The sequence below is a fragment of the Mitsuokella sp. UBA4253 genome (assembly GCF_002395285.1).
Lineage (GTDB): Bacteria > Bacillota > Negativicutes > Selenomonadales > Selenomonadaceae > Mitsuokella > Mitsuokella jalaludinii.
Window position 1 is genome coordinate 181,088 of record NZ_DGWR01000014.1, and the last position, 12,494, is coordinate 193,581.

The window sequence follows — 12,494 nt, forward strand, 5'->3', positions numbered from 1 at the left end:
TTTATATAAAAATACAGTTTCAATTCTGTATCATGTCACGGCAAGGAGTGACATAGCCTAAAGCAGGTTGCTACTGTTCTTTTGTATTTACAATCATCGAGTTTAGATAAGTAGGGGAAAAGGGAATGGCTACCTTAAATCATGTCTGTATGTGGTCGGGGAGGGGATGGACACCGATTACTGCAGAAAAAGCTGCAGGACTACATCCATATGGAACGGTTTCTGCTAAAAGTGGCTTATTTATGTGTGAACTATGTGGGCAATATGTTATACTTACAAATGGAAGCATTCGTGATAGGTATTTTAAGCATAGTGCATATGAAAAAAGTAAAGATTGTCCAGACCGAATGGATAATTCGAATAGTTATAACTATTATTCATATCATTCAAATGAACATGAGTTACCTATTCGTATTAAAGGGATATCGCCATCTTCTTTTCGATTTGAAATCGGTCTTATTAGAGTTCCAATTCAATTATGTAAAAAGAACCTTCAAATAATTATAAATACCAAAAATCACTGTTACACGTTTACTAGAGAACGTATAAACTTTGATGGAATAACTTATCTATCGATTGGAAAAACACCCTTTGAATCATGTAAAATCTGTATTCAAAATGGTGATGATAGTCTATATGAATTTTGGCCCCATGTAGTAAAGGGAATTGATCGAGAAGGAACTTTATTTGCAAAGGATTCTGGGAAGAAGATTACATATGATGCAGATGTCGAGGTAGAAAAAGAATACTATTTATTAAAATGTGGAACCCTTGCTGTAGAGCCTAAAAAAGATTTACGTATAAGACGAATAGCAGAAAAGAAAATTGGTAGAAATCTTTGGAAGCTTTATTTAGTTTCTGCGTTACGCTTCTCAGAGTGTGCTGCAAGATTTTATCTTGATTTTCACTGTAGATTAACAGAGCAACCCGCTTCATTGCAAGTAGTGTGGCCATTGTTTGTAGAAGAAGATTTCCTAATAAAGCATAATAAAAAAAGTATGTATATGATTGTAAAAGGCAATGTAATAAAAGAGATAAAAACGTTTCCGGAGGTCAGGTCGTTTAGACGAAATGATTTTTCTTCTTCAGAAGGACTGTACGAGATATTTTGTTCTGATCGACAGCAACTGATATCTATAGGACGTATGCATGCCTTAAAATATACTTATTTCTGGAGAGAGTCCCTTAATCAGACAGGAAAAAATCCATCGGTATTTGTGAGCAATATTGATGGAATAGAGATATGTCCTGGAAAATCATACAATTTGCCACCAAAAGGCATTTTTTGTGTTAAAACAGAATACGATAGTGAAATTGTAATCATAAAACATGGTGTTGTTGCTGATAAGAGGGAGATGGCAGCGTCTACACGTATTGAGATTGATGAAATATCATATAGTACTGAAATACAGATTTTTATCGGACTTGATTGTGTGTGGAAGATTGAGTTAAAAAAAGAAGATAATGTTGATATCCATTCTGAAGTCAATCTACTAAAATTTATCACTAAGGAATCCGGAAGGGTAATTCGGACTCCGCATTCTTTACGTAATATTATGATCAATATGAAAAGTTATCCGATTGTGTATAAATGGATAGAAAAATCAATAAGAAATGGTATGATGGATGAACAAAGCTATCGAAAACTTCAAGGAATTTATCGTGATATGAAAATAGTAAAAGGAGATATAATATGAATTATATTGAAGGTCTTAATACAGAAGAAAAAGTTACACTATGTAGTATTATTACAGGAAAGAGATTTAAAGCTCTCTTTTTAAAGAATGAATCAAAATGTTTAAAACTAAATATAATAAGAAATGGATTCAGGGTGGCGTCATTAACGAATCAGGAAACTCTTCTTGCTGCTATAGATAATATAAAAGAAGCCTTTATTTTGACTTATTGTAATAAAACCATAGGAGCTATGTTAAAAGCAATTCAAAAATCAGTGGACGACTCTAAAAAAAAAGGTAATACCGATAGTGATGCACTAGCAATAGCATTAGAAAGTTCTGATTTCGCCAATCCGCTATCTTTAAATAATATCAGTTTATATTTTAAGCTCATAGGAAAAGACTCTACGGTAGAGTCGTATCTCCAGATTTATAAAAAAATAGAACATATACGGGGGCAACGTATAAAAAGACTGGAAAACGAGAAAAATCATCTTCTTCTCCAGATTGAAGAGTTTGATCAAAAGATTGATGATATGGAAAGTGAGTATGAATCTAAAATCAAGAGACTTGAGCAAGATAAAAATGAATTATCGTTGCATGTAGTTTCTTTGAAAAAGAAACTACATGATTTAGAATCGATTCCTAGTCCGTTAAGTAATGAGGATGAAGCTTATCTAAAATCATTTGATGATACCGATAATTCAGTACTACCATCTATGAGATCGGATCAATTTACTTCTTTGTGCAGTGTCGTTACTCAAAAAGGACAAACAATGCTCACCCGACATGCTGATTTAAATCATAATGGATATTATGAGATTTTTCATCAAAAAGATGATGCTCCAAAGCGCTCTTATAATAGGGACAAACTTTATTATAAGGATGGACCATCTATTGACGGAGTATATGGCGTATGGAATTGGTCATCAATTCCTAATAGGAATGACCCTTCCAGGGAATTTATTGACTCGGAATATAGCAAAACTTTATTTCCTATCGAAATTGTTGTTTTGCAAGAATTATCATCTCTCGATGATTTAGCTGATGCATTAAAGAAGGGGATAAAGTATCTAGCTCACAGCAATAAAATGATTTTATCCATTTCAAGAGGAAAAGGTTGTTATGTAGGATTTTTATGTAATTTGTATAATAAAAAAGAATGTAGTTATGACAATAACACAATAACTGCATCTGTAGATTGCAATGTTCTTCCCGTATATAAATATACAGATAATGATATTTTACATTTGAATAATGGCATCTTATTTTATAGGAAAGCTTTTGCAGGGGTGCCAAATCAAATCTATCACATGAAGACACCAATGGAGATTGTAAGGCATCTGGTTATTTCTTCTATTAGTTGGCAAAATTATAAGATACGTGGCGATATTGTACGCAACGACTATAGAAAATTCAAAGACTTTCTTTCTACAATTCCAGTTGATGATATAATACCTAAAATACAAATAGAATGTAATTATACAAAGCCCACAGCAAAAAAAATAATGAATGATTTCATGAATGCGGTGCAGAAATACGTTGATGGAATAAGCTTAACAGATGAAATCGTTCAGTCTGCCATTTCAACGAATTCAGCCTTTAAAGAAAAAGCAAAGGATATGATACGTTTAGATTGGGAAAAGGAAAATAAATCTTTGCTGGATGATGCTCAAAATAAACTCGAAGGTCTTAAGGATGAGTACATGTCCATGGCTGAGTATTTAAATGCAGAAAAAAAGGCTTTTGATAAAATCAAAGAAGAAGAGAAATATCTTGAAAAAAGCATCGCTGAAAAAGAGAAACTAGCAGAAGATGTAGAATATGCAGTTTCTGAAAGAATTAAAAATGCACAAAAAAATGTAGCTGAATTTATTGCAAATATGGCTTTTGTTACAGGGACAGAAATAAATATCCAATCTGATATAGCAGAAAGACAAGCACCTGTAGAAATTGGATCGGAACAACATAAATATTCCGTAGTTGCAGGAAGTACGACACTTGATGATCTAGAAGCCCATCACTGTTGGACCGATGCAATGGATACAGTGGTTTCAGAAATTGGTGAAGCTGGTGTTGCAGAGGAGTATCAGAATGGGCTAGCAGCATTTCTTTGCGCTGCATATATTCATAGACAGCCATTGTTGTTGATTGGACCAAATGCCATTGATATCGTACGGGCTTTTAGTGCAGCTATAAGCGCGGATAAAACACATGGTATATTATATTGCGAGGGCGATTATTGTAGACGTGATATAGAAAATATTGGTGATAATGGTGAGGATATCGTTTTGATAAATAATGTCATCATGGGAGGATGGATAAATCGTCTCCCTGAAATACTTTTCTCAAAAGATATTCTCTTTATAGCTACGCACCCATATCCAGAAGACATCCAAGTAGAGCCTAAAAGTCTATATACATTCATGCTCCCCGTCTTCACAGAGATTTTCGTTGATGAAAAGGCTAATGGAAAATATTATGGTGGATATTTTGATAGTGACTTTAAAGAATATGTATATACCGAACATCCAGAAAAAAGGAAAAGATATATTTCAAAATCATCATTAGCCATCTTAACAAAAAATCAAATCCATAAACTTGTAAACACGATGTATGATATCTATCCTGATATGACTGAAGATGATGAATTCTTATTTACAGTTTTGCCTATTTTTTACGCTTCAATGAAAATAGATGAAATAAGAGATATGATTAATGATTCGGGAGATAGCATCAAGATATCTGCTAATTTAAAGAGAACTATCCAAAATATACTAGGAGATATCTGATGAATAAATATAATGGTTTGCTTCAAAAAATATCACAACAATATAATATCAAAAAAGGAAAACATGAACGCGATGAAAGATGGAAAACACGTATTGTTTATAGCATATGTGGACTGATGGCATATGCTTCCCTTTGGGACAGAGATGAGGAAGGTGATGGGGTTTCTATTATACATGTAAAGAAAAGGATTCATGAAACATTTTGCAATTATAAGCTACTATATCCTGAAATTATTACATGCTTACCAGTAGTCTTTGAAAATCTAGATGATGAAATTGTAGACTTGTTTTGTCGTGCAGGTATGGTGTATCATAGCCCTAATAGAATTTATCCGTCGATGAAGCGTAGTGAAACCTTTTGCGGAATCAAATTTCAAAGAGGGATATCCGTGGGAAATATTAAGAATGTATCTGGTCTTGGGCTTTATTCAAATACACCAGATAAAAAATCTCTAGATGATCTATCTAAGATAAGAAGGATGTTCAGACTCGAAGAAAATACTTTACAGGATATATGGAAGTACACTATATCAACAAATACTTGGCATTGTAATCAAACACTAACTAGTCAAAAAAATGTAGAATATATTCGTTTACATCCACCGTTTTATTCGGGGTATTGGACAAGAGAATTAGACACAAGTGGTGCTGTTTCAATCCTCCGAGTAGGGCCGAAGGGGAACCAGGAATATTATCTCTATCGCTATGCTGAAACAGGACTGGAAACAAGTCCCCTTCAGTATTGGAAGGTAAATGGTAAAAAATATAGAGAACTTTCCAATGCTTGTCTTGCATATCATGAAGAGCTTCCGCCAATCGAGTATTGCGAAGATGGAGAGGTAGTATATGTAGATATAGGATATTTACCACCTCTTCCTGAACATAGTTTTTTAAAACTTTATAGCTGGCCTATAAGTGATTTTAGAAGGGTGTTTTCATTACAGGTATTTGCAATAATTAAGTCTATTTTATCCGATGAAGGTTATACATTTAAAAAAGGAGAATATGATGGAAACTGGCGCAAGTTCTATTCATAAACAGTTACGAACAAATCTGGAAGATTATATAAAATCTCAATACTTTGGGAAGACACCATTGTTGCTTTCTGCATTGGAAGAGCATATTGATGATGAAGGATTACTTTATAAAAAACCATTTATTGAATCATCGCCAGCATATGTGTCTGTAGAGAACGGAATAGAGAAATCATCTATTCCCCCTTGGATGAAAGAGTACTTTACCCAATTGTCTGAAGCCGATATAGGAGTCTTTAAGTCTCCTTTCGTGCATCAGCTTTCTGCACTTGAAGCTGCTATTGAAGGGAAGAATCTATTTGTATCGACGGGGACAGGATCTGGAAAAACAGAATGCTTTATATGGCCTCTACTTGCTAAATTAGCTATTGAGGCACGAGAATCTAAAAGCTCATGGGGGAAACGTGGTGTTCGTACAATCATTATGTATCCTATGAATGCATTGATCTCTGATCAGATTAGTCGTCTTAGACGGATGATTGGTGACCAAGATGGAAATTTCATTAATATATTCAGGAAAACTTGTGGTAAGGAGGTACGTCGCCCTCAATTCGGTATGTATACTGGTCGAACGCCTTATCCAGGGCCACATTCGTCTAAGGTGCAAGATAGAAAACTTGAAAAAACATTGAGAAGAGTTTCGTTCCCTGAAAATGATTCTGAAAAGGAGTTCTTTGATCATCTGCTTCAAGAGGGGAAAATACCTGCAAAGGCAGATATGAACCAATTCCTTCAGAATCTTCATGATGGTATACATATCCCAAATGATGAAGATGCAGAATTGATTACACGATTTGAGATGCAGCAATTTTGTCCAGATATCCTTATTACGAATTATTCTATGTTAGAATATATGTTATTACGTCCCAGAGAAAAGAAGATATGGGAGGATACACGAGAATGGTTAAATGAAAGCGAGAAAAATAAGCTGTTGTTCATTATAGATGAAGCGCATATGTATCGTGGTTCATCAGGTGGTGAAGTAGCTCTATTGATCCGCAGACTTTTTTATAAACTCGGAATTCGTCGTAATCGCGTGCAATTTATATTAACAACTGCCAGCATGCCGAACAGAACAAAAGAAGATATTGATTCAGTGATGAAGTTTGCAAATGACCTCACTGCTTCAGATACAGAAATAAATTTCTGCTACCTTACAGGAGAACAAGAATATATTGATTCTCAACTAAAATACGATATACCAGATAGCATTCTTTTAGAATCTTCTTCTGCGAACTTCGAAGCTAAGAATGACATACGACTTTCTGCTCTTTTAGCATTTTGGAGACAGATAGAAGGTTTTGATTACAATATCACTGACTTAAAATCATTATATAATTGGATGTATGATAACCTCATCTATTATCGTCCGTTCCATGAACTCATTAAGTATTGTCGAGGAAATGCAGTATCGCTGGATGAATTATCTTCTAGGATTTTTCCGGAGCTAGATCATGAGATAGCGCTTAGGGCTGTTAGTGTTCTTTTGTCAATTGCTCCTTTAGCGAAAAATGATAAGGGAGCTGTTCTTTTTCCTGCTCGGATGCACATGCTTTTTAAAGGTATTTCTGGAGTTTATGCTTGTACCAATCCTCACTGTAGTCATTCTCACTCAGATAATGGCCTGACATTGGGTGAAATATATTTATCAGATAGTAATTTATATTGTCCTTATTGTAATAGTGTCGTATATGAACTCTATAATGATAGACGTTGTGGTGCACTTTTTTTTAAGGGGTATATTCTTGAAAATGATACTGATCTCCACGGTAATATATATTTATGGCGTTATTCTGGTCAATTAATTGATCAGATGATGAAAGAGATTCATTTGTTTATACCTACAGACGATTTTCAATTACCAATACGACAGGGAAAGAACGTTATAAAACCATGCTATCTTGATACACGGAGTGGATTCATCAATTTTACAGATGATTCCTTAGCTGCTAAGCCATGGGCTCGAAAATTATATTATTGTAATTACTCTGCAAAAGGACGTCCGCAAATCATTACATTCCCAACTTGTCCTCATTGTAGACATCAACTTTCCAAATCGCAACTCACTTCATTTAGCACGCGTGGAAATCAGTCATTCTTTAACCTGATAAAAGGACAATTCCAGTTACAGCCAGCAGTACCAGGAAAGGATGATAATCCAGAGCGTTTTCCTAATGAAGGCCGTAAAGTTTTATTGTTCTCAGATAGTCGTCAGCGTGCAGCTAAATTAGCTAGAGATATGTCAGATGCATCAGATATATCTGCTGCACGACAACTTTTTGTATTAGCTATTGAAATGATGGAAGCAGACAGTAAAAAAAGATCAATGGATTATCTTTATGATTATTTTTGTCTTGCGGCAGCTCAATCTCATGTGCATATTTTCCATAATCTTGATAGGAAGAAATTCGCTGAAGATTGTGATAGTGCTCAAAAAAATCAGATGCGATGCAAGAGACGAGGACGAGAATATAAGCCAAGATTTACGATTGCTAACGCACCAGTACAGATGCAAGAATATATTCTTCGATTATTTGCTGGTGGTTATAATACATTATATGATTCTGCTACAAGTTGGTTAGAGCCTACCGAAGATGCGCTTTACGATGCTCTTGATGATTTGGAAGAATCTAATATAATCGTTCAAGAAGAAGAATTTGTTGATTTTTTTAACGCATGGATACTTTCAATCTGTGACATGTATACAGCTATTGGTCATACTATCAAGGATACAGTTCGTTTAAAAGTACGCCCCAATTATGGGACTTATGGCCTTGATGCTGATTGGAAGTTCTCGAATGTTATCCGCAGTATAATGGGATGGGATAATGAAAATAAAGATGAGTTGATATGGAAACGAGTCTTAAAAGATGGCTTCCTTGATTCTGCACAACCAGATAATGGAAAACTGTATGTTGATATGTCCAGAGTAAGAGCTCGTTTCGATGATACACATGTATGGTATAAATGTGAGCAATGTTCTGAGTTAACTCCATTCATATTTAGAGGGAGATGTCCTAGTTGCGGATCTGTCCATATTCATCAGATGTCATCTGATGAATATAAAGCACTTGATTTTTGGAGAAAGCCAATCTACGAGGCACTTCAAGGAGAACCTATCCGTGTAATTGATACCGAGGAACATACTGCACAGCTTTCTTATAAAGATCAACGTGATGAGCTCTGGAGTCGAACAGAACAGTATGAATTACGTTTTCAAGACTTTATAGAAGACAATGAGACTCCTGTTGATATTCTTAGCAGTACGACCACCATGGAAGTTGGAATTGATATAGGGTCTTTAGTTGCAGTCGGTTTGAGAAATATTCCTCCGATGCGTGAGAATTATCAGCAGCGAGCAGGGCGCGCCGGACGTCGAGGGGCTAGTCTGTCAACCATTATTACATTTTGTGAGGATGGCCCTCATGATACATTGTATTTCAACAATCCAGTACCCATGTTTCGTGGAGACCCACGCAAACCATGGATTGACGTGGTAAGTGAAAAACTTCTTCAACGTCATATTGCTATAGTTACCTTGCAAGAATTCCTCGCAAAGTATAATGAGAGTCTTGATATAATTTCAGCAGCTGTTTTCTTAGACCATCGTCTTGATGAATTCGCGAAATATCTTACATCTTATACGATGAAAAAAGATAATATACTTCTGCCATCTGGAACACGATTCCTCTATTCGAGATTTGTAAGTGAATTAAAAGATGAATTCAATGTTTTGAAACAGAAACGCATAAATCATCCTGAACTATTTGGTGCAGAAGAAGGTGCTAAGATAGATGCTGCTAAGACTTTATTAGATGCTCTTTATGAAGAAGGTATAATTCCCACATATTCTTTTCCTAAAAATGTCGTAAATACGTATATACCAGATATATCTAACCCTGGAAGAATTCTTTATGAAGTTGATCGAGGGCTCGATGTTGCTATCGGAGAGTATGCTCCTGGAAGATCTATTGTTGTTGATAAACAAACTTATCAAATTGGCGGATTTTACTACCCTGGAAGTGAATATCGTGCAGGGAAATCATCTGCTCCGGCACGGGCTTATACCGAAGATCCAAACTATGTAAAACAAGTGCTTTCTTGTCCTAAATGTGGATGGTTTGGTCTTTTGGAAGATAAAACCAAACGATGCCCTTTCTGTGGAAACCACAAGCTTGAAATATCGCGTGAGATGTTGCGCCCATGGGGATTTGCTCCCAAGAATGCTGAGTCAATACCAGAGGTTCAATTAACAGAAGAATATACTGCTGTACAGCAACCTTTGTATTCGACGCTACCAAATGCGCAAGAAATGCGTCTCGTTTCTGGCTGTAAAAAAATACGAATAGCTGCACGAACAAATCAGAGAATTATCATGTTAAATAAAGGTCTTGATAATAAAGGATTTATGGTTTGTAAGGATTGTGGTGCTGCTATGCCAGGTGACGATGTTAATGTACTGAAGGATATTGATAGACCCTATAAGTCAAAGAAACGTTGTAAAAAATGTTATCATACCAATTCCATCAATGTGAATCTGGGGTATGATTTTATAACCGATATGATGGTTCTGGAATTCAAGATGGATAATAATATTATAAATGTTGAGAGAGATGATAATCCTTGGCTCAATCGTGCAGCACAATCATTAGCAGAAGCTTTACGATTAGTTACTAGCAAAAAACTTGATATTGAATTTACTGAACTAGTCACAGGGTATCGGCTTAGAACAGGAAATGAATCAGCGTATATTGATATCTATCTGTATGATAGCTTATCAAGTGGTGCGGGTTATGCTGTAAGTATAGCTGATATAATGAATGAAATATTACTAGAAACAAAGAATCATTTAAAGTCATGTGATTGTGAATCTGCATGTTCTAAATGCTTGAAACATTATAGAAATCAGCACGTTCACGGTTTGCTGGATCGATTTGCAGCGCTTCAGCTTCTTGAGTGGGGAATGGATGCGAATATAGCACCTAAAATTCCATTGAATGAACAAATAAAAATGATTTACCCTTTGAAAAATATACTTGAACAATCTGGATGTAATATCGATATTAATAACGGTATTACTGCAATTGGAAAGAGAGCTAGAAAAGAGATTACTATTTACCCATCAATGTGGCGTGAACCATATGATTCTAATACTATATTCATAAGTGATGCGTATATAAAACATGGGAAACCATATGCCGTAAAAAAGATTCTCGATAACGTTTGAGGTCTGATTCTGTGTCATGATTGTTGAGTTCGCACAGATGAAGATATAAGATGAATCAATAGTAGAGGAAGTTAGAAGGAGGATGTAATCATGAAGAGACTGTATCTGTATGTTTCGGCCATACTCATCGGCATCTATGTATGGATGGCGGGGGCGTTGCCTGCCGGTGCGACGGATGTTTGGGTGGACCACTGGGACAGCGAGAATGTCGATGTCTATGTGATGGACGACACGATTTCGTATGGCACGAGGTCGACGGGACGGTGGTTCAAGGTCTCGACGAAGATTGTTCAGGACGGTCAGCTGCAGCAGGTCATTGAGTGGGATTTCAGCAAGTACAAATCGGATATGTGGCGCTATGCGACGAACACAATGGACGGGACACACACGACGGTTGTCATCGTGCATAACGGCGTATTTGAGTACGCTATGAAGCAGATTGGCTGGTCGTATTATATTCGTAATGGCTGGTACTACTATTGATTGTGCACTAGCGGGGGCAGGGAAATGGAACTGAAGAAAATCGAATACAAGCTGACGGTCTGCAAGGTGGCAGATGTATGCGACATCGACATGGCCGCTGATTTTTACTTTGTCGGGAAAACGGATGAAGAAGTGTCGCTGGTGTGCAGGACAGAGGACACACCTGCAAAGACGGTAGAACGGGATGACGGGTGGAGAGGATTCCGCATTCAGGGAGTCCTTGACTTTTCGCTCATTGGCATCCTGTCGAAATTGTCCGGGATTCTTGCCGAACATGAGATCGGCATCTTTGCGATATCCACATACAATACAGACTACATTTTGGTCAAAGAAGAAAACTTTGCGCGGGCATTGAGCGTCTTGGCTGCGGAAGGTTATCGCGTCGTATAGTAAAAATATAAAATTAATGACATAAAATACATAGACGATTATATTAAAATATGTTATAATTATCTATAGAGGGAGGTGAGTTCCATATGTTTGCTAAAGACGTTCTTCGCATCTTGCAGGTTTCTAGGCCGACGCTCACGAAGTATGTCAAGACAGGGATTATCCGTGTCCATGTCATGCCGAACGGCCACTACGACTACAACGAGGAAGATGTCTACAAGTTCCTCAACAAAGACGTGAAGCGCAAGACCTACATCTATGCTCGTGTCGCTACGCCAAAACAGAAGCCTGATCTCAAGAACCAGATTCAGCTGCTCAAGCAGTTCTGCTTTGCAAATGGCTATACCATCAACGGTGTATTCTCAGATATCGCCAGCGGCATCAGCTTCGAGAAGAGGAAGGGATTGTTCGCTCTGCTGGACGATGTCCTTGCGGGGCGTGTCGAGCGTGTGGTCGTGACGTATAAGGACAGATTATCGCGCGTCGGCTACGACTTGTTCTACTACCTGTTCCAGAAGTACAACTGTGAGATTGTCGTGATGAGCGAGGTTGGCTCCGAAACGATTGACTCGCAGGAAATCTTTGAAGAAATCGTGAGCCTGTTGCATTGCTACTCTATGAAGCTGTATTCCAGTCGCAGGAGACTGCGGAAGATCAAGGAGGCGATAGAGGATGATGAAACGAGTGGAACACCACCGGCTTAAATCTTCTTCACCGTTCTATGCCATGTTGCGTGAATTCTGTCATCGTTCCAAGAACCTCTACAATCACGGAAATTTCCTGATTCGCCAGACGTTCATCGACGATGGCAAATGGCTGCGCTATGGCGAAGTTGACCGCTTGTTGAAGGCTGACACAGAGTACCCAGACTATCGGGAGATGCCGACTGCGC

7 protein-coding genes and 1 pseudogene are annotated in these 12,494 nt (G+C 37.1%); all 8 read left to right on the forward strand.

Annotation, left to right across the window (positions count from 1 at the left end):
- Nucleotides 1-125 precede the first annotated feature (125 nt).
- Nucleotides 126-1,697 (forward strand): hypothetical protein, encoded by a 1,572-nt coding sequence (locus B2X55_RS07335; protein WP_286821531.1) that lies wholly within the window; start codon nt 126-128, stop codon nt 1,695-1,697.
- A complete protein-coding gene (locus B2X55_RS07340) occupies nt 1,694-4,468 on the forward strand; it encodes a coiled-coil domain-containing protein (RefSeq protein ID WP_286821532.1) in 2,775 nt (924 codons plus the stop codon). The genes B2X55_RS07335 and B2X55_RS07340 overlap by 4 nt, the downstream gene beginning before the upstream one ends.
- The gene (locus B2X55_RS07345) at nt 4,468-5,505 is read left to right on the forward strand and encodes a hypothetical protein (RefSeq protein ID WP_286821533.1); all 1,038 of its coding nucleotides are present in this window, start codon (nt 4,468-4,470) and stop codon (nt 5,503-5,505) included. The genes B2X55_RS07340 and B2X55_RS07345 overlap by 1 nt, the downstream gene beginning before the upstream one ends.
- Complete coding sequence (locus B2X55_RS07350; RefSeq protein ID WP_286821535.1) at nt 5,474-10,729, forward strand: DEAD/DEAH box helicase; 5,256 nt, start codon at nt 5,474-5,476, stop codon at nt 10,727-10,729. Before B2X55_RS07345 ends, B2X55_RS07350 begins: the two co-directional genes overlap by 32 nt.
- 90 nt (nt 10,730-10,819) lie before the next feature.
- Complete coding sequence (locus tag B2X55_RS07355; RefSeq protein WP_286821536.1) at nt 10,820-11,212, forward strand: hypothetical protein; 393 nt, start codon at nt 10,820-10,822, stop codon at nt 11,210-11,212.
- 24 nt (nt 11,213-11,236) lie between these two features.
- Entirely contained in the window at nt 11,237-11,602 is a 366-nt protein-coding gene (locus B2X55_RS07360) for an ACT domain-containing protein (RefSeq protein ID WP_286821537.1), read from the forward strand.
- Between the two features lie 86 nt (nt 11,603-11,688).
- Nucleotides 11,689-12,306: an IS607 family transposase gene (locus tag B2X55_RS07365; protein ID WP_286821538.1), complete on the forward strand. Its 618-nt coding sequence runs from the start codon at nt 11,689-11,691 to the stop codon at nt 12,304-12,306.
- Nucleotides 12,278-12,494, forward strand: a pseudogene (locus tag B2X55_RS07370) (RNA-guided endonuclease TnpB family protein); the annotation flags it as partial. The gene B2X55_RS07365 and the pseudogene B2X55_RS07370, both read left to right, overlap by 29 nt.

Bases quoted from the DNA above. Each gene is read 5' to 3' on its own strand.
- B2X55_RS07340 (WP_286821532.1), top strand. From the start codon at position 1,694: ATGAATTATATTGAAGGTCTTAATACAGAAGAAAAAGTTACACTATGT.
- B2X55_RS07360 (WP_286821537.1), top strand. From the start codon at position 11,237: ATGGAACTGAAGAAAATCGAATACAAGCTGACGGTCTGCAAGGTGGCA.
- B2X55_RS07355 (WP_286821536.1), top strand. From the start codon at position 10,820: ATGAAGAGACTGTATCTGTATGTTTCGGCCATACTCATCGGCATCTAT.
- B2X55_RS07345 (WP_286821533.1), top strand. From the start codon at position 4,468: ATGAATAAATATAATGGTTTGCTTCAAAAAATATCACAACAATATAAT.
- B2X55_RS07350 (WP_286821535.1), top strand. From the start codon at position 5,474: ATGATGGAAACTGGCGCAAGTTCTATTCATAAACAGTTACGAACAAAT.
- B2X55_RS07335 (WP_286821531.1), top strand. From the start codon at position 126: ATGGCTACCTTAAATCATGTCTGTATGTGGTCGGGGAGGGGATGGACA.
- B2X55_RS07365 (WP_286821538.1), top strand. From the start codon at position 11,689: ATGTTTGCTAAAGACGTTCTTCGCATCTTGCAGGTTTCTAGGCCGACG.